We start from the raw sequence: 23,586 nt of genomic DNA on the forward strand, positions 1-23,586 counted from the left end.
CATATTAAATTGTTCCCCGATTCTAAGCCTTTAGGCTACGAACGGCGGTAAAAATGGACCATCAAATTTGCCTGAACAGGATTTTCGGTAAGGCCCCGGTTTGGATTCATGGGCCGACGCCGCGGGCGACCGAACAGCAAAAGGGACCGCGTGCAAGCGGCCCCTTGGACTAAAGAAATGACTTGGTGACAGAAGCAATATATCGACGCTCAATATTACCTGGCTGGCGAGTTCCTGAGGAGTCCGCGGGATTACGGTGTCGCGCAGTTTGGTAAACTGGCCACACCGCACTGAAGCCGCCTCGGATATGCCTGAACTCGATTTCCGCAGCCCCCGCCTGTTTGTCGACGCCCCGCTCGGCGCCGGCGCAACCGTTCCGCTCGAACGCGATCAGAGCAACTATCTCGGCAACGTGCTGCGGCTCGGCGCCGGCGACAGCGTGCTGGTGTTCAACGGGCGTGACGGCGAATGGCGCGCTGAGATTTCCGGCCGCAAGCGGGCCGACATGCTGACGGTCGCGGCACAGACCCGCGCACAGGACCGCCTGCCCGACGTCACCTATGTGTTCGCGCCGCTGAAGCATGCGCGGCTCGACTACATGGTGCAGAAGGCGGTCGAGATGGGCGCCGCGCGGCTGGTGCCGGTGCTGACACGCTTCACCCAGGTGTCGCGGGTCAACGGCGAGCGGATGCGCGCCAATGCGGTCGAGGCCGCCGAGCAATGCGGGATCATCTCGCTCGCCGAAGTCGCCGATCCCCTGCCCCTCGAACGTTTCCTGGCGGGCCGCGATCCGGCGCGGCTGCTGGTGTTCTGCGACGAGGCGGCCGAGGTCGAAAGCCCGGTGCAGGCGCTGGCGGCGGCAACGGCTGCGAATGCCGGGATCGATGTCCTGATCGGTCCGGAAGGCGGCTTTGCCGAGGAGGAGCGCGCGCTGCTGCTGCGCCAGCCCGCCATCCTCCGCCTCGCCCTCGGCCCGCGCATCCTGCGCGCCGACACCGCCGCGGTCGCCGCGCTGGCGCTGGTACAGGCGGCACTGGGGGACTGGCGAGGAAATGGGCCACGCACTCCCTCCCCGTCATCCTGAGGTGCGAGCCTCTTCGGCGAGCCTCGAAGGATGCACAGCCCGGCTGGTGGCCGTCGATCCTTCGAGGCTCGCTGCGCTCGCGCCTCCAGCGACAAAGGCGAAGCCTTTGCGCCGGGATGACGGAACCTGCAGCTCGCTTACCCGATGAAAGCCGAGGACAACATCTGCCCCTAGCCAAGTCGTCGCAAAATCGTTAACGAACCCAATCATTAAGCCACTTGGCCGATCCCTGTCGAAACCCCGATCCGGCCATGGTAAGGGCTGCCCCGAACCACCCTTGGAACCCGCGCCGGACCTATTGGACGTCGAGATGACCGAAGCTGCCGCACCACGATCCGCCGCCGGATCCGCCGTTTGGGCGGATGCGCTGCTGGCCTCGTTCGCGCAGGCCGGCTATCAGAGGTCCGAGCCCGCGATCCTGCAGCCGGCCGAGCCGTTCCTCGATCTCTCCGGCGAGGACATCCGCAAGAGCCTGTATCTGACGACGGACCCGAGCGGCGAGGAGCTCTGCCTGCGCCCGGACCTCACGATCCCGGTGGCGCGCGACTACCTCGCCTCCGCCCGCGCCGGCCAGCCCGCCGGCTTCAGCTATCTCGGCCCCGTGTTCCGCTATCGCGGCGGCGCGCCGAGCCAGTTCCTGCAGGCCGGCATCGAATCGTTCGGGCGGCAGGATCGCGCCGCGGCGGATGCCGAGATGCTGGCGCTGGCACTGGAGGCGACCACGGCGTTCGGGTTGAAGGACGTCGAAATCCGCACCGGCGACGTCGCGCTGTTCAACGCGCTGATCGATGCGCTCGACCTCTATCCGGTGTGGCGGCGCCGGCTGATCAAGGACTTCAACCGCAAGGTCTCGCTGACCGACGACATCGAGCAGCTGACGCTCAAGACCGCGCCGGGCCGCAACGAATATGAGGGCGTGCTCGCCGCGCTGGCCGGCTCCGACCGCAAGGCGGCGCTGGCGCTGGTCACCGATCTGATGTCGATCGCCGGCACCACCAATGTCGGCGGCCGCACGGTGGCCGAGATCGCCGACCGTTTCCTCGAGCAATCGACGCTGAAGGGCGGCGCACTGCCGCGCGATGCGGTCGCGACCATCAAGCGCTTCCTGGCGATTGCGGGCGATCCCGACGACGCGGTCGCGCAATTGCGCGCGCTGGCTGGCGAGGCCAAGCTGAACCTTGCCGCTGCGATCGACCAGCTCGAGAGCCGGATCGGCTTCATGGCCGCGCGCGGCATCGACATCCGAAAGACCCGGTTCTCCACCGCCTTCGGCCGCGGCCTCGACTATTACACCGGCTTCGAGTTCGAGCTGCACGCCAAGGGCAACGGCGCCGAACCGCTGGTCGCCGGCGGGCGCTATGACGGGCTGATGACGCAGCTCGGCTCGGCGGCTCCGATCCCCGCGGTCGGCTTCTCGGTCTGGATCGAGGCGATGACCCGGCATGGCCAGGCCACCTCCTTCGGAGCCGCCCAATGAGCACGCCCTTCGTCGTCGCCGTGCCCTCCAAGGGGCGGCTGCAGGAAAACGCCGAAAGCTTCTTCGCCCGCGCCGGGCTGACCTTGTCGAAGGCCGGCGGCGCCCGCGACTATCGCGGCACCATAGCCGGCGTCGACAATGTCGAGATCGCCTATCTCTCGGCGAGCGAGATCGCGGCCAATCTGGCTCGCGGCTCAGTGCATCTCGGTGTCACCGGCGAGGACCTGGTGCGCGAGAGCATTCCCGATGCCGACAAGCGCGTGCTGATGATCGAAGGCCTCGGCTTCGGCTTTGCCAATGTCGTGGTCGCGGTGCCGCAGGCGTGGATCGACGTCCGCACCATGGCCGATCTCGACGACGTCGCAAGCGGCTTCCGCGAGCAGCACAATCACCGCATGCGGGTGGCGACCAAATACATCAATCTGACGCGCGGCTTCTTTGCCAAACACGGCGTCGGCGACTACCGCATCGTCGAAAGCGCCGGCGCCACCGAGGGCGCGCCCGCCGCCGGAACCGCCGAACTGATCGTCGATATCACGACAACCGGGGCGACGCTTGCCGCCAACGGGCTCAAGGTGCTCGACGACGGCGTCATGCTGCGCAGCCAGGCCAATCTGGTGGCGTCCAAGGATGCCGACTGGTCGAAGGGCGCCCGCGAGACCGCGCGCGTGATCCTCGACCATATCGCTGCGCGCGCCCGCGCCAGCAAGTATCGCGAGGTCCGCACCCGCTTCGCCGGCTGCAACGATGCGCTGCTGTCGGAGGCGCATAACCGCTTCGGCGTGGTCACCCCGTTCGGCGGCCCGACCTCGTCGGGCATGCTTACGCTGCACTGCCCACCGGGCAAGCTTTACGCGCTCGGCAGCTTCCTGCGCGAGCACGGCGCCGAAACCGTGTCGGTGGTGTCGCTGGACTATGTGTTCGACCGCGAGAACCCGCTGTTCGCCAGGCTCGAGGCGTTCCTGCGACAGTGAGGCGGCCACGCCGTTCATGTTGGCGACAGCTACCCTGCGGTACCATATTGTGTTCGAGGGATCTCTCGTTTTGACGCGGTTTCTTCGTGCGAGGCGGAAGGCCATTTCGCTCGAAAACGCTCTAGTTCTGGAACCTGACCGATGATGCTGGGCTCTGACGTTTCCAGCCTGACCACGACCGCCAAGACCGCCGCCGGGCAGGGTCTGTCGATCGTCGTGCCCGTCTACAACGAGGCGGCCGGGCTTGCTGCGTTGCATGAGCGGCTGATCAACCTCGCCAGGACGCTGCGCGCCCGCTATGGCCTCGCCTGCGAGGTGATCTATGTCGATGACGGCAGCGCGGACAACACGCTGATGATCGCGCGCGGCCTGCCCGCCGACGGGCTCGACCTGCAGGTGGTGTCGCTGTCGCGCAATTTCGGCAAGGAGGCGGCGCTGATGGCCGGCCTCGACCACGCCCGCCGCGGCGCGGTGCTGTTCATGGATGGCGACGGCCAGCATCCGCCGACGCTGGTGGAGCAACTGGTCGCGCACTGGATCGATGACGGCTACGACGTGGTCTACACGGCGAAGGCGCATCGCGACAATGAATCGGCCGCGCGGCGGCTGGCCGTGCGCGGCTTCTACGCGCTGATCAACTGGGGCGCCCGGCAGCAGATCCCGGAGGATGCCGGCGACTTCCGTCTGCTGTCGCCGCGCGCGGCCGCGGCGCTGCGGCAATTGCCGGAGCGCAACCGCTTCTTCAAGGGCCTCGCCAGCTGGATCGGCTTCCGGCAGATCCGCGTCGATTACGAGCCGGCGCCGCGCGCGCATGGCGTCACCACCTTCAATGCCGGCCGGCTGATCGGCCTGTCGATCGAGGGCCTGACCTCGTTCTCGGTGGCGCCGCTGCGCTTCGCCAGCCTGCTCGGCGCGCTGCTCGCCGGCGTGGCGTTCCTGTTCGGCCTCTCGATCCTGTGGGAAGTGCTGACCACCGGCAAGCAGGTCCCCGGCTATCCGTCGCTGATGATCGGCATGATGACGATCGGCGGCGTGCAGCTGATCATGATCGGCATCGTCGGCGAATATATCGGCAAGATCCTCTCCGAGCTGAAGGCGCGGCCGATCTACTTCGTCGCCGAGCACACCGAGAAGCACGCCGACGGCGGCGCGGCGCAAAATGCCTCCGAGCGGACCGCCGCGGAATGAACACCGATACGCCGCGCCGGATCTGGCTGTGTGCTGACGATTATGGCTTGAGCGACGGCGTCAACCGCGCGATCCGCGACCTGATCGAGCGCGGCCGCCTCAATGCGACGTCGGTGATGACGGTGACGCCGGCGATCGGCCGGGAGGCGGCGGCCGCGCTCGCGGCATCGGTGGCGGACAGCCCGCGCTGCGCGATCGGGCTGCATGTGACGCTGACCGCGCCGTTCCGGCCGCTGACGATGCATTTCCGCCCGCTCGACGGCGACATGTTCCTGCCCTTCCCGCGGCTGCTGCGCGCCGGGCTGATGCATCGGCTCGACGCCGAACTGGTCCATGCCGAGGTGCTGGCGCAGCTCGACGCCTTCCATGATCTGTTCGGCCGCGCACCCGACTTCGTCGACGGTCACCAGCACGCGCAGCTGTTCCCGCAGGTGCGCGACGGCTTCCTGCGCGCCGTGAAGGAGCGCGCGCCGGGCGCCTGGGTGCGGCAGTGCGGCCGCGAAGGCCCGCTGGCGCGCCAGCTGGCGGCGCCGAAGGCGCTGGTGCTGAACGTGCTCAGCACGCAATTCCGGATCAAGGCGCAGCGAGCAGGCCTGCGGTTCAATCCGGCCTTCGCCGGCGCCTATGATTTTACGCGCGGCAATGATTTCGCGGCGCTGATGCAGGGCTTCCTCGACGGCATGCCGGAGGACGGGCTCGTGATGTGCCATCCCGGTTTCGTCGATGAAACGCTGAAGAGCCTCGACCCGCTGACGACGCAGCGCGAGACCGAACATGCCTATCTGGCAGGCGTCAATTTCCCCGCGCTGCTGGCCCTGAATAAAGTTACACTGGCCTGATAGGGTTCACGAAAAGCGGCCGGTCGTATTGTCGCATACATAAATTTAATTCTGGCCCCCACTCCTTGCGCCACAAACCCCGTCCTACATCTCGGACGCGCCGATTCGATCGACGCGATGGAGAACGCCATGACACCGCAAGAACGCCAACTGATCGACGATCTCTTCGACCGGCTCGCCAAGCTGGAGAATGCCCCGCGCGACGGCGAGGCCATGTCCGCGATCATGCAGGGCCTGCGCAGCGCGCCGAATGCGGTCTACGTGCTGGTGCAGACCGCGCTGGTGCAGGACGAGGCGCTGAAGCGCGCCCACGACCGGATCCAGGAACTCGAGGCCGCGGTCGGCCAGCAGCAGGGAGCCCAGCAGCAGGGCGGCGGTTTCCTCGATTCGATGCGCGATGCGATCTTCGGCGGACAGGGCCAGCAACATGGTTCGGTGCCGCCGGTGCGGGCACCCGACATGGGCGGCCGCGATCCGGGCAGCCGCCCGGTCTGGAACTCGGGCCAGGCGATGCAGCAGGCCGGCGGCGGCTATGGCCAGCCTTACGGCCAGCCCGCGCAACCCTACGGCCAGGGCTATGGCGGCCCGCAGCCGCCGGCGCTCGGCGGCGCGCCGGGTGGCGGTGGCGGCTCGTTCCTCGGCACGGCGGCGGCGGCCGCGGCCGGCGTGGTCGGCGGCGGACTGTTGCTCTCCAGCATCCGCGGCATGATGGGTGGCGGCAGCCACCAGTCGATGGCCGATGCCGGCGGCCTCGGCGGCGGTTCGCGTCCCTGGGGCGGCGACCAGTCGTCGAGCGACCTCGCGCGCGACGCCGGGGTCAACGACATCGGCTCCAACCGCGACAGCGGCTCGCGCGCCGGCGCGTTCGACCAAGCGCAGGCCGACCGGGACAGTGACGATGATCAAGACGCCGACGACTTCGACAATGATGACGACGGCTTCGATGGTGGCGGCGACGGCGACGACAGCAATTACGCGTAAGCGTCTCACCTGAAACACAAACGGCCGCTCCATCGAGCGGCCGTTTTCATTTGATCAGTCGTAGCCTGGGCAGAAGCTGTTCTCCTTCCCCCTGAAAGGGGGAAGGTCGGGATGGGGGTCAGCCACAAACGCCGCTGCTCGTGGAGAGAGATGATCCCCACCCGCTTTGCTCTGTTGAGCAAAGCGACCTCCCCTTTTCAAGGGGAGGTTGACGCATCGTGCGGCTCGCTGTCCCGGATTTCGCTTCGCTCCATCCGGGCTACAACTTCACATCACAACGACCCTGGCCCCGACATTGACGCGGCCGTAGAGGTCGATGACGTCCTCGTTGCGCATCCGGATGCAGCCGGATGAGACGTTGGTGCCGATCGTCCAGGGCTCGTTGGAGCCGTGGATGCGATAGAGCGAGGAGCCAAGATACATCGCGCGGGCGCCGAGCGGATTTTCCGGGCCGCCTTCCATGTGCCGCGGCAGATCGGGACGGCGCGCCAGCATTTCCGGCGGCGGCGTCCAGGCCGGCCACTCCTTCTTCGCCGAGATCGTCTTGACGCCGGCCCAGGTGAAGCCGGGCCGGCCGACGCCGATGCCGTAGCGCAGCGCGCGGCCGTCGCCCTGCACCAGATAGAGAAACTTGTTCGGCGTATCGACGACGATGGTGCCGGCGCTTTCCTTGCCGCTATAGTCGACCAGTTGCTTCTCGTATCTCGGATCGAACGGACGCTGCGCCGGATCGCCCGCGGCCTCTTCCTGCTGCCGGAGCATCTGCTGCTGCGGATCCATCGGCGGCAGCTGACGGTTGCCGTAATAGCCAGGCTGCTGCTGATACGGCTGTGGCGAATAACCCTGCGACGACGGCGCATCGCCGAACAGGAATTCGATGAAGCCGCCGCCCATGTTGGAGCGCTGCGGCTGCACATAGGCGGTGCGCATCGGCGGCTGCGGAGCGCCCTGATTGGCATAGATGACGGCGGGCCCGGCGGGCGCTGCCGCGTCGATCGCCATGGCGCGATGGGGAACGGCAATAAGAGAAGACGCGCCGGCGAGCAGCGCAAGCGTGGTTTTCCTGAACATCGACGTACTCTGTACTGGTTTCGTCGTGACGTGATGCGCGCGGCGCCGACTTTGCGCCGTTGCACGTGGTCAATAAGCAATGAAAACCGCATCGGTTTGGTAAACGGAGCGGTCGTTTCGATTCACCACATCGGCAATGGAGCGCGGTTTTCCCCGACAGCGTTTATTTTGCGTGAACGGCGCGGCAGCATGGTTAATCGCAGGTAGCGCCGCGCTTGCGCGCTATCCGCGCAAACAGTTCCGGCGTGAACCTGACGTTAAATCCGCTCTGTCTAGAACGGACTTCAGTGAAGGGGCGGGAATGAAAATCATGTCAGTGAAGCGCAAGCGTTTTCGTGTCGAGCAGGCGATGGGTGAGGTTGTGATGCCGGAGCCGGATGTTACGGGCGGCGCCGATCTCGGTCCGATGCATCGCGAGATCATGGCCGAGCTTCGCTCGATCCGCGCCCAGATGGCCGCAGCCCCGGCACAGCGCACCGGCGACAGCGTCGATGCGGCGGTCGCCCGCGAAGTCGCCGAGACCCACGCGCTGCTCGAGACCTACCGTGCGCAGGTCGAACAGTGCGAGAAGCTCAAGGTCGAGCTCGACCTGATCCACGACGCGATCAGCCGCACCAAGCGCGAGATCGCCGTGCTGCACGGCAAGAGCTTCAACGGCGAGGAGATGGCCAAGGTCAATGGCGAGCTCGGCGCCGTGGTCGGCGGCACCGAACAGGCCACCCAGCAGATCCTCGAGGCGGTGGAGGCGATCGACCAGGCCGCGTCCGCGCTCGCCAACAACGTCACGCCCGACCAGCAGAAGCGGCTCAGCGAAGATATTCAGGAGCGCGTGGTCTCGATCTTCGAGGCCTGCAACTTCCAGGACCTCACCGGCCAGCGCATCAGCAAGGTGATGCAGACGATGAAGTTCATCGAACAGCACATCAACGAGATGATGAACATCTGGGGCGGCGTCGACGCCATCAAGTCGCACGTCCCGGCGATCGTCGACACCCGCGAGGGCGATGCCCGCCTGCTCAACGGTCCGAAGCTCGACGGCGACGCCGGCCACGCCTCGCAGGACGACATCGACGCGATGTTCAACTGAGGTTCGTCAGATCAACACGAAAAACGCCGGCCCTCGGGCCGGCGTTTTGTTTGAGCGATGGTGCAACTCCCGCGAGGATCGCCGCCTCGCCCTCCGCGCAAGCCGATGGTCGCAACGCGTCGGATCGGTCAAGGCGACTTACCAATCGCAGCATTCTTTATCCTCCGTCGCCATACAACATCGCCATACTGGCTGCCGGCTGGCTCGCCATCTCGCTCACGCTCGGAGCGGTGGTTGCGCACGCCGTATTCCGGCGCGGTCGCGTCGCCTATCATCGGATCATCGGCGCGGCCCTGCTGTATCTGCTGATCGGGCTCGGCTTCGGGACGCTATTCGTCTTCCTCGGGTTGTGGTTTCCGGATGCATTCAAGGGAATGAATTTCGAGGATGACTCAGCCCCTGCGAGCTCGGTCTATTATCTCAGCTTCGTCACGCTCACTTCTACCGGCTACGGGGACATCATCCCTGTGCACCCGCTAGCGCGCATTGTGCAATGTCGAGAGCGTGATCGGCCAGCTTTACCCGGCCACGCTGCTGGCGAGGCTCGTTACGCTCGAACTGAGAGACCAGGGCTCATAAGGCTTGTATTTCACGCTGCGAACCCGGCTCGCGCTACTTCGGGCTTCGGGCGACCGAGCCTCGCTCCCTTGGCACAAACCGCCCTATCGCCTTCAAGTTTTCCGACGTAGATTAGGTGCCCGATGGAAGGGATCGTTCATGGCACCCGGGTGCTTAAAACCGAACCCGTCAAATCACGTCCTCTATGACGAGAAGAGCTTGCTGCGACATCGAGCCGCGGCACCTCCCATCGGCGCTGCAAAAGTCGGATCGGCTCGCCAACCACAACGCGCATTTCAATCGAGCAAATTGCCTCGTCAGCTCAGGCGTCGATGGGTCGAACCATCGAGCGGTGACGTGGTGCTCCGCATCACTCTGGCCGCGAGCGCGCTCTGGCCGATCCTGCTGTTGACCGTCCTGTGGCTCGAAGCTCAGTAAGGCACGGCAGGCCCGACGGATTGTCGCCGCTGATTGTCATGGATGATTTAGAAGCGGCATTCGACCGGATGCACTACAGTACTGGCGCCCAGTCGCGACCTGAACGCCAGTAGAGTCGTTCATTCATACAAGGCGCAGACCCCTCCCTGCCAGCGCACGCATCTGCGAACGGCTCGGCGAGTTTGACGGACGGTCGTCCTTGCTACGCATACACCATTGATACGCGTCCGGCCCGGACCGCAGCCGACGGCCACCGGTATTGCCATTGTTTCCGTCTGGGGGAGCGGCGCGGGTGTCATGGCTTGCGCAGGTGCTCCAACACACAAAGCGAAGATAAAGACAGCAAACAAGCGGATCATTGTGTTCCTCCATTTAATCCTTTGAGGCACCACAGCTCCACTCCATAGCGATGGAAAGGCCCGGCCTTGACTTGCGTCAAGGCTCGCAGGCATGCGTCCCCTCACCGCAGGCATATGCTACCTGATCACCAGATGAAGTTGCCGAACCACCCATATCGCGGACGTCGCTCCGCAAAATGCGCATAAGGTGACGGCGCGTATCTCCTGGCATGGGCATACTTCCGAGGCGGCTTGGCTTCCCTCGCCTTGCGGCCCGACGATTTTGGCCGCTCGATTTCGGATTTCTGCATCTGGGCAAACGCTTCCCGCTCGCGAACGATCGGGGAAGGCCCGACAGTTTCGGCCGCGGCTGGAGCAGGAATTTCCGCGACCTGTTCAGGAACGATAGTCGGGAGACTGGTGTCGTAAACGACAAGGTCAGGCAGCTTTTGCATCGAACGGATGCGAATGGTCGGACGACTCGAGTCGGGCTGCTTTGCCAGTGGAGAATTGGGGATGGTGGCATCCAGAAGGAATAGCAGCGCGAGCAGCACTCCGCCGATATACAGGAAATACCGCGCCACTGGCATGGATCGCTCCATCCGCCATTGTGCACATCGCCAGGCTTCTTTGCCCAAGGGCACGCATCTGCGCTGAAGCATGACTCAGCACAGCGTCAGGCGGCTACCGGCCGACGAGACCGCATTGACGTGCGCGTGGTCGACACCAGCGTCCCATTCAAGAACTTCAGGACCTTTGACATAGATCAACAGTATCGCGACAAGTGATGAATCAGTCCGATCCTCCGTCTCGACAACATGCATCTTGTGCCAGCGTCGACGGTTGCAAATCCGCTGGCAGGTTTGTTGTCGCGGGTGCATATTACTGCGTAAGGGAAATTGTCATGCGTATGCCGGGAGCCAACATTGGGTGCCGGTTGCATGGGACTTCCGGAATCATTCCGGTCGCCCAGCGCGAGGATTCGCATTTTCGTCCAGCGCCGGATCATACATTCGCGGCCGGCTCGCTGCGTGTGACCAACGTGCAGAGCCTCCTATTAAAAATTGGCAAGCAGTTCGTATCGCAATAGCAATCGCCGCAAGTGCAACAAGCGGCGCGTGGTGGAAGCGAGCGTTTGAGCTTGTGGTGAGGACAGCCAACCGCCGGTAAGCACAGCGCGAGGTCGTCTTTGAAGGTGCGACGATGAGCGCCGGGCTTCTTTCAATCGCGCTGATGGCGTGCGCCTTGCTACCGGATCACTGATTGGGGCGGAGCCACTGGAGTACTCAACACTGGAGATTGAACATGACGCAAAGAATTGTCCGAAATACTGCAATTGCGCTTTCGACTATCGCTTGTGCGACACTGTTCTCCATCACCTGGTCCGAGCGGGGCGGTCTTTCGGCGTCGGTCGAAAGTGCCCAGGCGCGTGTGGGCCGGCCGCTGACGCCCGTGAGCGTCGCCGGCGTCGCGCGTCGTCAGACCCGGCGCGCCGCGTACGGGTACGGGGTGGGCGCGGGTGTCGCCGCTACGGCAGCGGTCGCTGCGGCCGCCGCTACCGCGCCGGCCTATTCCGGCTGGGGCACAAACGATTGGACCAATTCGTATGCCGCCCAGACGGATCCCTACTTCGGCCAGCCCTACTATCCGGCACGAGCCTACCAGAGGATCAGTCCGTACTACGGATATGCCGGATGGACGGAGTACAAGGCAGCCAATGGTATCGGCTGCGAGCCCGGCACGATGACCAAGATGGCTGACGGCCGCATGTACGTCTGTCAGTGAAGCCGGCGCAACGGCAGCGAAAGAGGGCGGCTCCCTGAGCCGCCCTCTTTCACGATGAAGCAGATCAATCCCACGCGGCGACGGGTCGCGCGCGGCGTTGATCTACGTCAACATCGCCTCCCCCTTTTGCCACTGACGATACCTTGGGCCGCATCTGAAGCGGGCTCCATCACCTTCAGTTCACGTGCGATGAGGAGGATCACCATGCGTCGGACGAACATTTTTCCAACCAAGTCAGTGACGGTTGCGGGAATAGCGGCGAGCCTGATGTTGGGGTTTGCAGGCGCCGCTCTCAGTCCAGCACCGGCCAACGCCGTGATTTACTGCACGTATGTCGGTTATCCGGCAGGCTGCGTGGCGCGGGCAGGCGTTGTGCTCAGGCCTCGTCCGGTGGCGCGCGCTGCGGTCCGCCACAATGCGGGCGGCAATTTGAATGGCGGCGTCAATCGGGTTGGCGTGCGGCGATAAGGCCGTGTTTGCGGGTCTCCTTCCCTTCTCCCCTTGTGGGAGAAGGTGGCGCGGATGCAATCCGCGCCGGATATGGGGTTCTATCCGCTAGCCAGAAGAGGGGCTCACTCGCGGTGAGAGACCCCTCGCCTGGATTTCATCTGGCGATGCAATCCGGCCTCTCCCACAAGGGGAGAGGCGAACCGGCAAAGATCGGTGGAAAACTGATCGCCGGCCTTTACGCCCTCGGAGCGCAGCGGACGTAGACCATGTTGCCGTAGCGGACCCCGGCGTCCTTGTCGACGAAGCGGGTGATCATGACGCGGCCGTCGAACGAGACGATCTCGCGGTCCTGCTCGCCGGGCGTCGGTCCAGGCGGGCCGATATAGTTCTTGCCACTCGGGGAACCCTTCAGCCGCAGTTCCTGCGGGGTGGCCTGGTCGGCCAGATGCATGATGACGCCGCCGTTCTGGCCGGCGCCGATCACGTAAGGCTGCTTGCACTGGCCGCGCGCGGCGGCCTCGGTGCGGGCGCGATCGGCGGGATTCTGGAACGAGGCGAGACCCCAGCGGCCGACGATCTCATCGGCGCGGATGCTTGCGGGCATTTCGGGGGCGACCCCCGGCTCGGCTGGCGCCGGCTCAGGGTTCGACGACAACGACGGCAGGCTCATGCTGCCGCACGCCCCCAAGAGTGTCGTCAGCGCCGAAACAGCCGCGAACCGTGCGACCAATCGCGCGTTGAATGACCTGATCATATGCATCCCCCGACTATGTCCCGGCCGCACCCGTCCTGCAGCCAAGCGTAAAACTTAAGACGGAGCAATGACGTCTGACAAAATTACGTCATCGCTACGATTTGGTTTCTGGTCCACCATCCTATATTGGCCTCACCAAGGCCTTAACCCGTTTGCTTGACAGAAACTGCGCCAAGCCATATTTCCCGGCCCACAATTAGCACTCTCGCACCACGATTGCTAAGAGCGTCGGGCGTCCTGCCCAGCGCCGACCGGGCCGGCATCCAACACCGGTCCCGATGAACCGGACCTGAAACCGAGCCTCCAAGAGGGAACGTCATGGCTAAATCCACCTTCCGCCCCCTGCACGACCGCGTCGTGGTCAAGCGTATCGATGCCGAGGAGAAATCCAAGGGCGGCATCATCATTCCGGACTCGGCGAAGGAGAAGCCGTCCCAGGGCGAGATCGTCGCCGTCGGCCCGGGTGGCCGCGACGAGGCCGGCAAGCTGATCCCGATCGACCTCAAGGTCGGCGACCGCGTGCTGTTCGGCAAATGGTCGGGCACCGAGGTCAAGCTCGACAACCAGGAGCTCCTGATCATGAAGGAGTCCGACATCATGGGCGTGCTGGCCTGATCGCCATTCAACCGCGCGACCGCACCACTCGCATCGTCATGCCCGGACTTGATCCGGGCATCCATCACGCTTCCCAAGTGTTCTTACCAAGGCGATGGATCGCCGGGTCAAGCCCGGCGATGACGAGCGCGGAAACGGCAAGCGCGTCTCTCAAAACTGACAGGAGTTCAAACCAATGGCTGCCAAGGACGTAAAATTCGCCGGAGAGGCCCGCGACCGCATGCTGCGCGGTGTCGACGTGCTCGCCAACGCCGTGAAGGTGACGCTCGGCCCCAAGGGCCGCAACGTCGTCATCGAGAAGAGCTTCGGCGCTCCCCGCATCACCAAGGACGGCGTCACCGTCGCCAAGGAGATCGAGCTCGACGACAAGTTCGAGAACATGGGCGCGCAGATGCTGCGCGAGGTCGCTTCCAAGACCAACGATACCGCCGGTGACGGCACCACCACCGCGACCGTGCTGGCGCAGGCCATCGTCCGCGAGGGCGCCAAGTCGGTCGCCGCCGGCATGAACCCGATGGACCTCAAGCGCGGTATCGACACCGCGGTCGCGGCCGTGATCAAGGACATCGAGAAGCGCGCCAAGCCGGTCGCCTCCTCGTCCGAAGTCGCCCAGGTCGGCACCATCTCGGCCAATGGCGATGCCGCGATCGGCAAGATGATCGCGCAGGCGATGCAGAAGGTCGGCAACGAGGGCGTGATCACCGTCGAGGAGAACAAGTCGCTCGAGACCGAGGTCGATATCGTCGAGGGGATGAAGTTCGACCGCGGCTACCTCAGCCCCTACTTCATCACCAACGCCGAGAAGATGACCGCCGAGCTCGAGGATGCCTACATCCTGCTGCACGAGAAGAAGCTGTCCGGCCTGCAGTCCATGCTGCCGGTGCTGGAAGCCGTGGTGCAGTCGGGCCGTCCGCTCTTGATCCTCGCCGAGGACGTCGAGGGCGAGGCGCTGGCGACCCTGGTCGTCAACCGCCTGCGCGGCGGGCTCAAGGTCGCCGCCGTCAAGGCGCCGGGCTTCGGCGATCGCCGCAAGGCGATGCTGGAGGACATCGCGATCCTGACCGGCGGTCAGCTGATCTCCGACGACCTCGGCATGAAGCTCGAGAGCGTCACGATCAACATGCTCGGCCGCGCCGGCAAGATCGTGATCGACAAGGAGAACACCACGATCGTCAAGGGCGCCGGCAAGAAGAAGGACATCGACGCCCGCGTTGGCCAGATCAAGGCGCAGATCGAGGAGACCACCTCGGACTACGACCGTGAGAAGCTGCAGGAGCGCCTCGCCAAGCTCGCCGGCGGCGTTGCCGTCATCAAGGTCGGCGGTGCGACCGAGGTCGAGGTCAAGGAGAAGAAGGACCGTGTCGAGGACGCGCTGAACGCGACCCGCGCCGCGGTGCAGGAAGGCATCGTGCCGGGCGGCGGCGTCGCGCTGCTGCGCGCCAAGAAGGCGGTCGGCCGGCTCACCAACCCGAATGCCGACGTCCAGGCCGGCATCAACATCGTGCTCAAGGCGCTCGAAGCTCCGGTCCGCCAGATCTCGGAGAACGCCGGTGTCGAGGGCTCGATCGTGGTCGGCAAGATCCTCGAGAACAAGTCGGAGACCTTCGGCTTCGACGCCCAGACCGAGGACTATGTCGACATGGTCGACAAGGGCATCATCGACCCCGCCAAGGTGGTGCGCACCGCCTTGCAGGACGCCTCCTCCGTGGCCGGTCTGCTCGTGACCACCGAAGCCATGGTCGCCGAACTGCCAAAGGACGCGGCGCCGGCAATGCCGGGCGGCGGCGGCATGGGTGGAATGGGCGGCATGGGCGGCTTCTAAGCCTCCCCCATCCCTATCGAGATCGAAGGCCGCCTCCGGGCGGCCTTCTTTTTTGCAGTTTGATTACGATCGGGATGCAAGGATCATCTGATGTCCCGCGACGCCAAATCACTGACGTCAACGCTCGTGCTGTTCTACGCGATCGGCACGTTGCTCGCGGTCGGCGCCTATGCCCTGGACAGCATCGATGATCTTGCGGTCGTCTTGACGTTCTGGCTCAGGCAAACGCTGACGTTTGTCGTCCTCGGCGCGGGTTATGGCGTCTATTACGTCATTTCGGGTTCTGCCGGTCATCGTCCAAAAGCGCCGTTGCGATTTCTGGACATCTCGTTTCTGGCCGCTGCTTCCACGCTTGGGGTTGGCATCCTCGTGCACAGCTGAGCGATCCTTGACGCGACGGCCTGACAGTCCGTTACGCCACGCAGATGTCCGGCACCGCCACCTTCTGGAACAGGTGCGGCGAGGCTACCGCCGAGGCCGGATAGGCCGAGAGCTTGGCCCTGAACTCGGGGTTCATGAAGGCGGCGCGGAAGGCGGCGGTCGATTCCCAGACCGCGTAGTTCAGATAGGCCGGGCTCTCGCCGAGCGCGCGGTGCAGCTGGGTCGAGATGAAGCCCGGCTGCCGCTTCATGATGGCGGCGTCGTCCTTGAGAAACGTGTCCTCGTCGGCCGCATCGAGCGTGAAGAGGTTGACGAGCACGACGTTGCTGGCATCGACCGCGAGCTGGCGGTCGATCGGGAAAGCGGGGTCCAGGGGGCGCATCTGCGGCATGGTTGGCTCCGTTCGATATGGTGTTATGATGTCATTCCGGACTGACGGATACATACAGAAATTGACATCATGGTGTCAATACGTTTATATGATGACAAATGCCGAATGCAAAACGAACGCCGGCGGGCGAAGCCCTGAGCACCCTGATTCCCGACCTGTTCAGGCTCAACAGCCTGCTGTTCACATCAGGCGACCGGCTGGTGGCCGGGCTCGGGCTGACCAGCGCGCGCTGGCAGATCCTCGGCGCCATCGTCGCCACAGAGCGCCCGCAACCGGTCGCATGGCTGGCGCGCGACCTCGGCGCTGCCCGACAGAACGTGCAGCGGATCGTCAACGACCTCGAACGGGACGGGCTCGTCGCCTTCGAAACCAACCCGCATCACCGCCGCGCCCAGCTCGTCGTGCTGACCGCCAAGGGGCGGCAAAGCTTCGACGCGGCCATGCGCCTGCAGCTGCCTTGGGTGAACGGCCTCGCCGACGGGCTGTCGATGAAGGACCTCGAAACCGTGAGCCGGGTCGTGACGGTGCTGCGCGGCCGACTGGAGGGCGGCGAGGAACCTGACGAACGCACATGACCGCGATCGCGGCGCGCGGCCGCCGTTAGGCGGCCTTCTTTTTTGGCCAATGACATGGAGGTTTGCTAGTTACGACGGAACCGATTCTGCCCTTCGAGGACTTATCGTATGCGCGCGCTCCCGCTCCTGCTGCTCGGTCTTGCCGTCACCTCGGCGCCTGCCCTCGCCCAGATGAAGCTGCAATCGAAGGCGGCTCCCGCCAATGGCCCCGAGACGCGCTATTTCACCTCGATCGACGGCCTGATGGACGGCAATGCCGACGTCGTGCTGAAGGAAACCCGCCAGGGCAAGACCGTGACCGCGGCCGTGCTCGACGTCTGCTATCCCGCCGACAAGAGCTCCGACCGCAAGGACCGCTTCGTCGCCAACCTGACCGTCAGCGGCCAGACGCTTTCCGGCACCGCCCAGAGCGTCGCCGACAAGCAGCCGGTCACCGTCAAACTGAACCGCAAGCAAACCGGCGACGGTTTTGAGTTCCGCGGCCAGATCACGATCGGCCAGACCGTGACCGAGGTCGCCTCGACGGACAATTCCGATCTCAGCGAGAAGGAATTCCAGGACAACCAGGCCACCGAGGACGGCATCACGCCGCAGCCGAAGGATTTCACTGACGTTTCGCCGGAATCGATCGGTGTGCGGGTGAAGCTCGATGCGGCGGCGGATTTCCTCAAGAGCCTGAAAGGCGAGGCCGTCGAGATCGGCACCTCCAGCCTTGCGGTGACCTGCGATGCGATGCGCTCCGGCGAGCAGACCATCAACCTCACCGTCGATCCCGAGCACGCCGGCGCGCTGCTCGCCAAGGCGAAATCCGCGCCCGGCGTGACCGCGGCCGGCTGGACCAGCGGGGTGGTCGAGATGGACCGCACCATCCGCTTTGCTGCCGCCGATTGGCGCGAGGGCGACAAACTCAACCATGACAAGCTGGCAACCGCGATCGCGGGCGTGCTGGCGAAGACGCTTGCCGCAAAGCCCGCCTCGGCGACGTGGAACGCGAACACCGGCAAGCTCAAGCTGGTGCTGAAGCGGCCCAGCGCGATTTACCCGGCACTCGGCCTCACCCAGAATTACGAGATCACTGCCCTGGTCTCGCCCGACAAGCCCGGCAGCTCTGACCGGCTGATGCTGTGGGTCTCGAGCCCCACCGTTTCGACATCGGACGACAGCGCCGGCGCCAAGCTCAATCTGTCCGACGATTCCAGCAGCGACGAGGAAGGCAGCGAGACCAGGGACGACAACGGCGCGATCGACGCGCTGCTCAAGGAGTTCAAGGGCCAGCGCTGGGACGCCGACAAGTCGGTGTGGCGGTAAGGCCGCCGCTGTCCTGAGTTAAGCCGCCTTCGTCTTCAGCGGCACGACGTTGTCGCGCACCGCCTTCGGGGTGGCGTCCGGACCGGACTGAAGCATCCCGTCGCTTCTGGCGAACAATTCGGAACGAGGCTCGATCGCAGCGCGATCGAGCAGCGCCCGCAGCTCGTTACGAAGTCCGTCGCCGCGCAGCGCGGCGATCGCATCGAAGTTGCGCATGATGTTCTCCTGCGTGATCGCAATCAGATTCTCGCATTCGTCTTTCGCGAGCCACCCGCTTCCCGATTCCGCGACGACGCTCGAGAAGCCGTGCTAAGCGCCATATCGACACAGCGGAATCTCGTCTGAAACTCGATCGCTCGCCCGATCTGAAATCGGGTGGTGCGAGACACGCCTCCAAATGTTCACTGCGCGCATCGAGAGAGCGCCGGTCGCGATACTGGCAACGCGCAAATGGAGACGAAGAGATGTCAGAGGAAAACAAGAACGTCGTCGGCCGGTGGTTCAAGGAGTTCTGGGGCAACCCCTGGAATCCGCGCATCATCAACGAGCTCGCCACAGCAGACATTGTCGTGCACTACCCGATGCACGAACCGAAGAAGGGCCGCGCCGCGGTCACGCAGTTCATGACCGAATTTCGCGAAGCCTTTCCGGATCTCAATTTCTGGGGCGTCGGCGATCTCGTCGCGGAAGGTGATCTCGTCGTCGGCCGCTGGGAAGGCGGCGGTACGCACACGGGACCTGCGTTCAGCGACTTCCGCCTCGGCTCGTTGCCCGCGGCCTCCGGCCGCAAGATGACGTTCGCCGGCACCACCGTGCTGCGCGTGCAGGACGGACGGATCGCCGAAGAGTTCGGACAGGAAGATGCGATCACCGCCATGCTGCAGCTCGGCCTCATTCGTTTGCCCGAAAGCGACGGAGCCGCGTCGCGGCCGGGCGGCGAGCTGCCCGCCGGCTGGAACAACATGCCGGGATATCCGGAAGGGCCGCGCTGAGCACGGCCAGAGTGCATGGCTCCATCGACGATCGCATCATGACTACCCGAACGCGCTTGATGCGCGTTCGGGTAACGCAATCGATCGGCACGGTGAACTTGAAGGTCTCTAAGCCGCAGGCTTGCTGGAGGCATTCCAATATTGCTGCGCCGGCATCGTATCTCCCGATGCAGCGCCGGCGCGGTCTCGCGGCCGCAATTTGCGTCAAGACGGGAAGATCAGGCACGTCGTCGTGCCGTGCGCGAGCAATCTTCCCTGCTCGTCGGTGACCTTGCCTTCGGCGGTGCCGATGCGACGGCCGCAATTGAGCACATTGCCTTCCGCCCTGATCGGACCGGTGTCGGGCGTGATCGGACGCACCAGCGAGATCTTGAACTCGAGCGTGGTCTGGCTGGTGCCGGCATCGAGCGTCGACTGCACCGCAAGCCCCATGCAGCTGTCGAGCAGCGTCGCGGTGAGGCCGCCATGCACGGTGCCCGCCGGATTGAGATGCGCGTCGGTCGGTACCAGCGTGACGACGACGCGGCCGCGCTCGGCTTCGGCGACGTCATAACCGAGTGTCCGCGCGATGGTGTTGAGCGGCAATGCGCCGCTGGCGAGACCCTGCACGAATGCGAGGCCGCTCATCTTAAGCTTCTGTTCCGCACTGACGGTGCCGTAGCTCTTGGCCATTGCCGATCTCCATCGGGGTTGATTGCATCGTGACGGCTGGCCGCTTGCCCCGCAGCGACGCGGCGGAGCGGCCGTAGAGTTTTGCGAATGCGGCATTCATGCGCCGCGCGCTGGAGAAGCCGGCGTGCTGCGCCACCAACGCAAGCGGCAGCTCGCTGCCGTCGATCAGGCGCTTGGCGCGCTGCACGCGCAGCGACAGCGCGACCTGGAGCGGCGAGGCATCGAGATGCTCGGCGAACAGACGCGACAGATGCCGCGCGCCGACGCCGAGCCGCCCCGCCAACGCCTCGACATTGCCGCGGTCGAGCGCGCCCTCCTCGATCAGCGCCAGGGCGCGCTCGACCGTGGTCCTGGTGCCCTTCCAGGCCGGGCAGAACGGCGCCGCCTCGGGACGGCAGCGCAGGCAGGGCCTGAAGCCAGCACGCTCGGCCGACGCCGCGCTGCCATAGAACCGCACGTTGCGCGCGAGCGGCGTGCGCGCCCGGCAGACCGGGCGGCAATACACGCCGGTGGTCTTGACCGCGACGAACACGACGCCGTCCCAGGCCGGGTCGCGGCGCTGAAAGGCTGCATATTGTGCGGCGAAATCGAGCATGCGACCGCTATAGCCCCGCCCGCGCGCCGCGACGACCCGCTTTGCGGGGACGACGTCCGGAAACGACCGCTGGTGCGGAAGATACCCGGGCATCTACGGGGGCCTGCGACCAAAAGACTTCGTGCCGCCGCAGTTCGGTCACCGAAAATTAAGGCTCGATTTAGTTTCGAGGATCATGCTTCGCGCCATCGAACACAGGTCACGCCATGCAAGACCGCGAGCCGATCAACGCTGCGAACATCTGGCCGACGGATGTGCCGGAGGGTCATTCGCCGGCACAGACGGCGGACCTCTGGGATGTCACCGGCGAGAACCACGACGCCGCCCTGCTGCTGCGGGAGCCGTTTGCCGACCGCATCGGCACCGCGCTCTTGGCAGCGACCGCACTCGCTGCAAGCTTCGTGCTGGGATGGACCGGCGGAGCCAACTGGCACGACCTTGCAGCTCCCGCCCCGGTCCCGGTGGCCCAGAAGGAAGCGCCGGCCCCGCACATTGCGGAGGTGGCGCCGAGCCGAAAGAACGAGGGCCCGCGCCGGGCCGCGTCCAACGCCGACCCCGTCGTCACCGGCAGCATTCCCAAAACCACACCGGCCAGCCCGCGCCCGCTCGCCTTGGGCGCCGCGCCGACGACCTTGAATGCACAGGCCGCCGCATTGGGGCCGAAGCAGGCGCCGGCGGCGGCGCCGGAGACGCGGCCGAGCACCATCCCGGGATGGTCGGTGGTCGAAGTCCGCGACGGCACCGCCGTGCTCGAGGGGCCCGAGGGCGTCAAGATGGCCGCGCGCGGCGACGTCGTGCCCGGCCTCGGACGGGTCGATTCCATCGTGCGCTGGGGCAACCGCTGGATCGTCGCCACCGCAAGCGGACTGATCGCAACGCCCTGAGCGTTTTGTCTTGACGCGTTTCCTTGAACGCGAACCGCCGTCCGCTTCGCTTAACGCTTTAGTTGCTGTTGATCACGAAACGCAACGACTTGCTGCCGGTGAAGGTCACCTCGTCACCGTGCCGCCGCCAGCCCGTCATGTCGCCGAGCGCCGCCAGCAGATCCTTGTCCGCCTGCGCCCGCTCCGGCGTGCAGGTGCGGTTCTCCATCGCGCCGGGAACGAAGACGATGGTGTTGCCGGCCACCGAAAACTGGCCCTTGCCGCCGTCGCACCACAGCTCGAGGATCACCTCGCCATTGTCGCCGACCTCGATCGAGGGAATCCGCTTGGAGCCCGGCATGCGCGCGGCGTCGAGCGTCATCACGAAGCCGAACGGGAACTCCTCCTGGGCCCGCGCCGGACCCGCGCCGAGAGCCGCGGCAACCAGCGCCAACGCGGCGATGCCGCCGTTCAAACCTCGCCTCATCGAAACCATGCCAATCCTCGAAATGCGACGCGCAACTGCGGGCCCCTTCTATGGGAGCAGAACGCGATTGGCCAGATTGGCAACGCCGGAAAATGTGCTGGAAAAGCAAATCCCCGCGAGCTGTCCGCTCGCGGGGATTCCTGGTTCGCCAAATGCGTCGTGGCGCTATTTCAGCACCAGCATCGTGAACGGATAGACATAGGCCTGCAGGGTCACGAACAGACCGACCAGACACGCCAGCACGATCGAGTGCAGGAACACGTAGCGCAGGATCGAGCCCTCGTGGCCGTACCAGTTGGTCGCGGTCGAGGCGACCACGATCGATTGCGCGTCGATCATCTTGCCCATCACACCGCCCGAGGAGTTCGCCGCCGCCATCAGGATCGGCGACAGGCCGAGCTGCTCGGAGGTGATCTTCTGCAGATTGCCGAACAGCACGTTCGACGCGGTATCCGATCCGGTCAGCGCCACGCCCAGCCAGCCGAGCAAGGTGCCGAAGAAGGGATAGAGCACGCCGGTCGCCGCGAAGGCGAGGCCGAGCGTGGCGTCGACGCCGGACAGCCGGGTCAGCGTGCCGATCGCCAGCATCGCCGAGATCGTGATCAGCGAGATCGCGCAGATGCGGATGGTGCGGCCATACTCGGCGATCAGCTTGAGCGGCGAGAAGCCCATCAACAGACCCGAGATGATCGCGGCGATCAGCATGCCGGTGCCGGTGAACGACAGGTAGGTGAAGCCGAACACGGCGCCTTCCGGCGTCGGCTTGGCGGCCACCGGCGGCACCTTGAAGATCAGCTTGTCGAGCTCGGGGACCGGATAGTTCCAGACGAAGTTGGCGTTCGCCCAGGCCTTGAAGGCACCGTTGCCCCAGATCAGCATCAGGATGCAGACGATGATCCACGGCAGCAGCGCGCTCCACATTTCGCCCTGGGTCAGCGGCGTCTTGTCGAGCGGAGGTGCGGCGGCCATCGTCGCCGCCGATTCATCGCGGCCGCGCAGCGCCGGCGACAGCCAGAGCTGCCGCGGCTGCCAGACCTTCAGGAACAGGATCAGGGCGCCCATCGAAATCAGCGAGGCGCCGATGTCGACGATCCAGGGATTGATGTAGTTCGAGATCACGAATTGCGGGACCGCAAACGACACGCCGGTGACCAGGATCGCTGGCCATACCTCCTTCATGCCGCGCCAGCCGGCAAACGCCCACACCACCCAGAACGGCACGATCAGCGAGAACAGCGGCAGCTGACGGCCGACCATTGCGCCGAGGATATACGGGTCGAGCCCGGTGACCGAGGCGAGGCCCTGGATCGGCGTGCCGAGCGCACCGTAGGCAACGGGTGCCGTGTTGGCGATCAGCGACAGGCCGGACGCAGCGAGCGGCGAGAAGCCGAGCCCGATCAGCACCGCGCCGGTGATCGCGACCGGCGTGCCGAACCCGGAGGCGCCCTCGAAGAAGGCGCCGAACGAGAACGCGATCAACAGCAGCTGCAACCGCCGGTCCTCGGTGACGCCGCCGACCGCGCGCTTGAGCAGCTCGAACTTCCCGCACCTCACCGTGACCTGGTAGAGGAAGATGACGTTGAGCACGATCCAGCCGATCGGGAAGAACCCGGTGATCACGCCGAGCAGGGTGGCGCGGATCGACATGTTGGCCGGCATGGTGAAGACGAAGATCGTGATCAGGTTGGTCACGATCACGGCGATGATGGCCGCAATGTGCGCCTTCACCTTGCCGCTGGCGATCAGGACCAGCAGCGTGACCACGGGAATGGCGGCCGCGACCGTCGACAGCGCCGCATTGCCCAGCGGGTTGTAAATTTGATTCCAGGTGTTCATCTCGGGATCCTTCCCACATTTTTAT

General features: G+C 65.1%; 27 protein-coding genes. 18 read left to right on the forward strand and 9 right to left on the reverse strand.

The window, feature by feature from the left end:
- The first annotated feature begins 307 nt into the window (after nt 1-307).
- The 6 genes from ACVWZM_RS11175 (at nt 308) to ACVWZM_RS11200 (ending at nt 6,543) form a co-directional block, all read left to right on the forward strand.
- Nucleotides 308-1,084: a 16S rRNA (uracil(1498)-N(3))-methyltransferase gene (locus tag ACVWZM_RS11175; RefSeq protein ID WP_310879645.1), complete on the forward strand. Its 777-nt coding sequence runs from the start codon at nt 308-310 to the stop codon at nt 1,082-1,084.
- Nucleotides 1,085-1,394: 310 nt separating this feature from the next.
- Entirely contained in the window at nt 1,395-2,561 is a 1,167-nt protein-coding gene (locus ACVWZM_RS11180) for an ATP phosphoribosyltransferase regulatory subunit (RefSeq protein WP_316395503.1), read from the forward strand.
- Nucleotides 2,558-3,535, forward strand: coding sequence for an ATP phosphoribosyltransferase (gene hisG, locus ACVWZM_RS11185; RefSeq protein WP_057016654.1), 978 nt, complete (start codon nt 2,558-2,560; stop codon nt 3,533-3,535). Before ACVWZM_RS11180 ends, hisG begins: the two co-directional genes overlap by 4 nt.
- A gap of 141 nt (nt 3,536-3,676) precedes the next feature.
- On the forward strand, nt 3,677-4,723 hold the full coding sequence (locus ACVWZM_RS11190) for a glycosyltransferase family 2 protein (RefSeq protein ID WP_057016655.1): 1,047 nt from the start codon (nt 3,677-3,679) through the stop codon (nt 4,721-4,723).
- Nucleotides 4,720-5,562: a ChbG/HpnK family deacetylase gene (locus ACVWZM_RS11195; RefSeq protein ID WP_456853183.1), complete on the forward strand. Its 843-nt coding sequence runs from the start codon at nt 4,720-4,722 to the stop codon at nt 5,560-5,562. Before ACVWZM_RS11190 ends, ACVWZM_RS11195 begins: the two co-directional genes overlap by 4 nt.
- A 129-nt stretch (nt 5,563-5,691) precedes the next feature.
- Nucleotides 5,692-6,543, forward strand: coding sequence for a DUF2076 domain-containing protein (locus tag ACVWZM_RS11200; protein WP_168856542.1), 852 nt, complete (start codon nt 5,692-5,694; stop codon nt 6,541-6,543).
- A gap of 267 nt (nt 6,544-6,810) precedes the next feature.
- On the opposite strand, the gene ACVWZM_RS11205 is transcribed toward ACVWZM_RS11200, so the two are convergent.
- On the reverse strand, nt 6,811-7,614 hold the full coding sequence (locus ACVWZM_RS11205) for a L,D-transpeptidase (RefSeq protein WP_057018084.1): 804 nt from the start codon (nt 7,612-7,614) through the stop codon (nt 6,811-6,813).
- Nucleotides 7,615-7,924: 310 nt separating this feature from the next.
- Here ACVWZM_RS11205 and ACVWZM_RS11210 point away from each other — a divergent pair, with 310 nt between their 5' ends.
- Together ACVWZM_RS11210 and ACVWZM_RS11215 are read left to right on the forward strand one after the other, a co-directional pair.
- A complete protein-coding gene (locus ACVWZM_RS11210; protein ID WP_076827745.1) occupies nt 7,925-8,701 on the forward strand; it encodes a protein phosphatase CheZ in 777 nt (258 codons plus the stop codon).
- Nucleotides 8,702-9,075: 374 nt separating this feature from the next.
- The gene (locus tag ACVWZM_RS11215) at nt 9,076-9,390 is read left to right on the forward strand and encodes a potassium channel family protein (RefSeq protein ID WP_456856683.1); all 315 of its coding nucleotides are present in this window, start codon (nt 9,076-9,078) and stop codon (nt 9,388-9,390) included.
- A gap of 791 nt (nt 9,391-10,181) precedes the next feature.
- Here ACVWZM_RS11215 and ACVWZM_RS11220 read toward each other — a convergent pair.
- Nucleotides 10,182-10,625 carry a hypothetical protein gene (locus ACVWZM_RS11220; protein WP_456853185.1) on the reverse strand — a complete coding sequence of 148 codons (444 nt, stop codon included), beginning with the start codon at nt 10,623-10,625 and terminating at the stop codon, nt 10,182-10,184.
- Nucleotides 10,626-10,939: 314 nt separating this feature from the next.
- On the opposite strand from ACVWZM_RS11220, the gene ACVWZM_RS11225 reads away from it, so the two are divergent.
- From ACVWZM_RS11225 to ACVWZM_RS11235, 3 genes are all read left to right on the forward strand, one after another.
- On the forward strand, nt 10,940-11,125 hold the full coding sequence (locus ACVWZM_RS11225) for a hypothetical protein (RefSeq protein WP_456853187.1): 186 nt from the start codon (nt 10,940-10,942) through the stop codon (nt 11,123-11,125).
- A gap of 215 nt (nt 11,126-11,340) precedes the next feature.
- Nucleotides 11,341-11,820 (forward strand): hypothetical protein, encoded by a 480-nt coding sequence (locus ACVWZM_RS11230; RefSeq protein WP_244558799.1) that lies wholly within the window; start codon nt 11,341-11,343, stop codon nt 11,818-11,820.
- 189 nt (nt 11,821-12,009) lie between these two features.
- Nucleotides 12,010-12,288, forward strand: a complete 279-nt coding sequence (locus tag ACVWZM_RS11235) for a hypothetical protein (protein ID WP_141339615.1) — start codon at nt 12,010-12,012, stop codon at nt 12,286-12,288.
- A gap of 217 nt (nt 12,289-12,505) precedes the next feature.
- Here the strand turns inward: ACVWZM_RS11235 and ACVWZM_RS11240 are convergent, their stop codons facing one another.
- The gene (locus ACVWZM_RS11240; protein WP_026192247.1) at nt 12,506-13,024 is read right to left on the reverse strand and encodes a hypothetical protein; all 519 of its coding nucleotides are present in this window, start codon (nt 13,022-13,024) and stop codon (nt 12,506-12,508) included.
- A gap of 318 nt (nt 13,025-13,342) precedes the next feature.
- Here ACVWZM_RS11240 and ACVWZM_RS11245 point away from each other — a divergent pair, with 318 nt between their 5' ends.
- The 3 genes from ACVWZM_RS11245 (at nt 13,343) to ACVWZM_RS11255 (ending at nt 15,842) form a co-directional block, all read left to right on the forward strand.
- Nucleotides 13,343-13,639, forward strand: a complete 297-nt coding sequence (locus tag ACVWZM_RS11245) for a co-chaperone GroES (RefSeq protein WP_018269780.1) — start codon at nt 13,343-13,345, stop codon at nt 13,637-13,639.
- Nucleotides 13,640-13,814: 175 nt separating this feature from the next.
- Nucleotides 13,815-15,461: a chaperonin GroEL gene (gene groL / locus ACVWZM_RS11250; protein ID WP_038388056.1), complete on the forward strand. Its 1,647-nt coding sequence runs from the start codon at nt 13,815-13,817 to the stop codon at nt 15,459-15,461.
- A 90-nt stretch (nt 15,462-15,551) separates the two neighbouring features.
- A complete protein-coding gene (locus ACVWZM_RS11255; protein WP_456853189.1) occupies nt 15,552-15,842 on the forward strand; it encodes a hypothetical protein in 291 nt (96 codons plus the stop codon).
- A 31-nt stretch (nt 15,843-15,873) separates the two neighbouring features.
- Here ACVWZM_RS11255 and ACVWZM_RS11260 read toward each other — a convergent pair whose 3' ends face one another.
- Nucleotides 15,874-16,233, reverse strand: coding sequence for an antibiotic biosynthesis monooxygenase family protein (locus tag ACVWZM_RS11260; RefSeq protein WP_456853191.1), 360 nt, complete (start codon nt 16,231-16,233; stop codon nt 15,874-15,876).
- Nucleotides 16,234-16,331: 98 nt separating this feature from the next.
- Here ACVWZM_RS11260 and ACVWZM_RS11265 point away from each other — a divergent pair, with 98 nt between their 5' ends.
- Both ACVWZM_RS11265 and ACVWZM_RS11270 read left to right on the forward strand, forming a co-directional pair.
- A complete protein-coding gene (locus tag ACVWZM_RS11265; protein WP_057018090.1) occupies nt 16,332-16,808 on the forward strand; it encodes a MarR family winged helix-turn-helix transcriptional regulator in 477 nt (158 codons plus the stop codon).
- Nucleotides 16,809-16,916: 108 nt separating this feature from the next.
- Nucleotides 16,917-18,116 carry a hypothetical protein gene (locus tag ACVWZM_RS11270; protein ID WP_229192773.1) on the forward strand — a complete coding sequence of 400 codons (1,200 nt, stop codon included), beginning with the start codon at nt 16,917-16,919 and terminating at the stop codon, nt 18,114-18,116.
- Nucleotides 18,117-18,134: 18 nt separating this feature from the next.
- On the opposite strand, the gene ACVWZM_RS11275 is transcribed toward ACVWZM_RS11270, so the two are convergent.
- Nucleotides 18,135-18,332, reverse strand: coding sequence for a hypothetical protein (locus ACVWZM_RS11275; RefSeq protein WP_456853193.1), 198 nt, complete (start codon nt 18,330-18,332; stop codon nt 18,135-18,137).
- Between the two features lie 248 nt (nt 18,333-18,580).
- Here ACVWZM_RS11275 and ACVWZM_RS11280 point away from each other — a divergent pair, with 248 nt between their 5' ends.
- Nucleotides 18,581-19,108, forward strand: coding sequence for an ester cyclase (locus ACVWZM_RS11280; protein WP_456853195.1), 528 nt, complete (start codon nt 18,581-18,583; stop codon nt 19,106-19,108).
- A 204-nt stretch (nt 19,109-19,312) separates the two neighbouring features.
- On the opposite strand, the gene ACVWZM_RS11285 is transcribed toward ACVWZM_RS11280, so the two are convergent.
- Together ACVWZM_RS11285 and ACVWZM_RS11290 are read right to left on the reverse strand one after the other, a co-directional pair.
- Nucleotides 19,313-19,780 carry a PaaI family thioesterase gene (locus tag ACVWZM_RS11285; protein ID WP_316395496.1) on the reverse strand — a complete coding sequence of 156 codons (468 nt, stop codon included), beginning with the start codon at nt 19,778-19,780 and terminating at the stop codon, nt 19,313-19,315.
- Complete coding sequence (locus ACVWZM_RS11290; RefSeq protein ID WP_456856685.1) at nt 19,737-20,375, reverse strand: bifunctional transcriptional activator/DNA repair enzyme AdaA; 639 nt, start codon at nt 20,373-20,375, stop codon at nt 19,737-19,739. Before ACVWZM_RS11290 ends, ACVWZM_RS11285 begins: the two co-directional genes overlap by 44 nt.
- A gap of 206 nt (nt 20,376-20,581) precedes the next feature.
- Between ACVWZM_RS11290 and ACVWZM_RS11295 the strand changes: the two genes are divergently transcribed.
- Nucleotides 20,582-21,259, forward strand: coding sequence for a hypothetical protein (locus tag ACVWZM_RS11295; protein WP_253624925.1), 678 nt, complete (start codon nt 20,582-20,584; stop codon nt 21,257-21,259).
- A 58-nt stretch (nt 21,260-21,317) separates the two neighbouring features.
- On the opposite strand, the gene ACVWZM_RS11300 is transcribed toward ACVWZM_RS11295, so the two are convergent.
- Nucleotides 21,318-21,734, reverse strand: coding sequence for an META domain-containing protein (locus ACVWZM_RS11300; RefSeq protein WP_253624926.1), 417 nt, complete (start codon nt 21,732-21,734; stop codon nt 21,318-21,320).
- A gap of 156 nt (nt 21,735-21,890) precedes the next feature.
- Nucleotides 21,891-23,561 carry an L-lactate permease gene (locus ACVWZM_RS11305; protein ID WP_038380167.1) on the reverse strand — a complete coding sequence of 557 codons (1,671 nt, stop codon included), beginning with the start codon at nt 23,559-23,561 and terminating at the stop codon, nt 21,891-21,893.
- Nucleotides 23,562-23,586: the final 25 nt, after the last annotated feature.

It is taken from the genome of Bradyrhizobium sp. USDA 4501 (assembly GCF_054062115.1).

Bases quoted from the DNA above. Each gene is read 5' to 3' on its own strand.
- ACVWZM_RS11175 (WP_310879645.1), top strand. From the start codon at position 308: ATGCCTGAACTCGATTTCCGCAGCCCCCGCCTGTTTGTCGACGCCCCG.
- ACVWZM_RS11180 (WP_316395503.1), top strand. From the start codon at position 1,395: ATGACCGAAGCTGCCGCACCACGATCCGCCGCCGGATCCGCCGTTTGG.
- hisG (WP_057016654.1), top strand. From the start codon at position 2,558: ATGAGCACGCCCTTCGTCGTCGCCGTGCCCTCCAAGGGGCGGCTGCAG.
- ACVWZM_RS11190 (WP_057016655.1), top strand. From the start codon at position 3,677: ATGATGCTGGGCTCTGACGTTTCCAGCCTGACCACGACCGCCAAGACC.
- ACVWZM_RS11195 (WP_456853183.1), top strand. From the start codon at position 4,720: ATGAACACCGATACGCCGCGCCGGATCTGGCTGTGTGCTGACGATTAT.
- ACVWZM_RS11200 (WP_168856542.1), top strand. From the start codon at position 5,692: ATGACACCGCAAGAACGCCAACTGATCGACGATCTCTTCGACCGGCTC.
- ACVWZM_RS11205 (WP_057018084.1), bottom strand. From the start codon at position 7,614: ATGTTCAGGAAAACCACGCTTGCGCTGCTCGCCGGCGCGTCTTCTCTT.
- ACVWZM_RS11210 (WP_076827745.1), top strand. From the start codon at position 7,925: ATGTCAGTGAAGCGCAAGCGTTTTCGTGTCGAGCAGGCGATGGGTGAG.
- ACVWZM_RS11215 (WP_456856683.1), top strand. From the start codon at position 9,076: ATGAATTTCGAGGATGACTCAGCCCCTGCGAGCTCGGTCTATTATCTC.
- ACVWZM_RS11220 (WP_456853185.1), bottom strand. From the start codon at position 10,625: ATGCCAGTGGCGCGGTATTTCCTGTATATCGGCGGAGTGCTGCTCGCG.
- ACVWZM_RS11225 (WP_456853187.1), top strand. From the start codon at position 10,940: ATGCGTATGCCGGGAGCCAACATTGGGTGCCGGTTGCATGGGACTTCC.
- ACVWZM_RS11230 (WP_244558799.1), top strand. From the start codon at position 11,341: ATGACGCAAAGAATTGTCCGAAATACTGCAATTGCGCTTTCGACTATC.
- ACVWZM_RS11235 (WP_141339615.1), top strand. From the start codon at position 12,010: ATGAGGAGGATCACCATGCGTCGGACGAACATTTTTCCAACCAAGTCA.
- ACVWZM_RS11240 (WP_026192247.1), bottom strand. From the start codon at position 13,024: ATGATCAGGTCATTCAACGCGCGATTGGTCGCACGGTTCGCGGCTGTT.
- ACVWZM_RS11245 (WP_018269780.1), top strand. From the start codon at position 13,343: ATGGCTAAATCCACCTTCCGCCCCCTGCACGACCGCGTCGTGGTCAAG.
- groL (WP_038388056.1), top strand. From the start codon at position 13,815: ATGGCTGCCAAGGACGTAAAATTCGCCGGAGAGGCCCGCGACCGCATG.
- ACVWZM_RS11255 (WP_456853189.1), top strand. From the start codon at position 15,552: ATGTCCCGCGACGCCAAATCACTGACGTCAACGCTCGTGCTGTTCTAC.
- ACVWZM_RS11260 (WP_456853191.1), bottom strand. From the start codon at position 16,233: ATGCCGCAGATGCGCCCCCTGGACCCCGCTTTCCCGATCGACCGCCAG.
- ACVWZM_RS11265 (WP_057018090.1), top strand. From the start codon at position 16,332: ATGCCGAATGCAAAACGAACGCCGGCGGGCGAAGCCCTGAGCACCCTG.
- ACVWZM_RS11270 (WP_229192773.1), top strand. From the start codon at position 16,917: ATGCGCGCGCTCCCGCTCCTGCTGCTCGGTCTTGCCGTCACCTCGGCG.
- ACVWZM_RS11275 (WP_456853193.1), bottom strand. From the start codon at position 18,332: ATGCGCAACTTCGATGCGATCGCCGCGCTGCGCGGCGACGGACTTCGT.
- ACVWZM_RS11280 (WP_456853195.1), top strand. From the start codon at position 18,581: ATGTCAGAGGAAAACAAGAACGTCGTCGGCCGGTGGTTCAAGGAGTTC.
- ACVWZM_RS11285 (WP_316395496.1), bottom strand. From the start codon at position 19,780: ATGGCCAAGAGCTACGGCACCGTCAGTGCGGAACAGAAGCTTAAGATG.
- ACVWZM_RS11290 (WP_456856685.1), bottom strand. From the start codon at position 20,375: ATGCTCGATTTCGCCGCACAATATGCAGCCTTTCAGCGCCGCGACCCG.
- ACVWZM_RS11295 (WP_253624925.1), top strand. From the start codon at position 20,582: ATGCAAGACCGCGAGCCGATCAACGCTGCGAACATCTGGCCGACGGAT.
- ACVWZM_RS11300 (WP_253624926.1), bottom strand. From the start codon at position 21,734: ATGGTTTCGATGAGGCGAGGTTTGAACGGCGGCATCGCCGCGTTGGCG.
- ACVWZM_RS11305 (WP_038380167.1), bottom strand. From the start codon at position 23,561: ATGAACACCTGGAATCAAATTTACAACCCGCTGGGCAATGCGGCGCTG.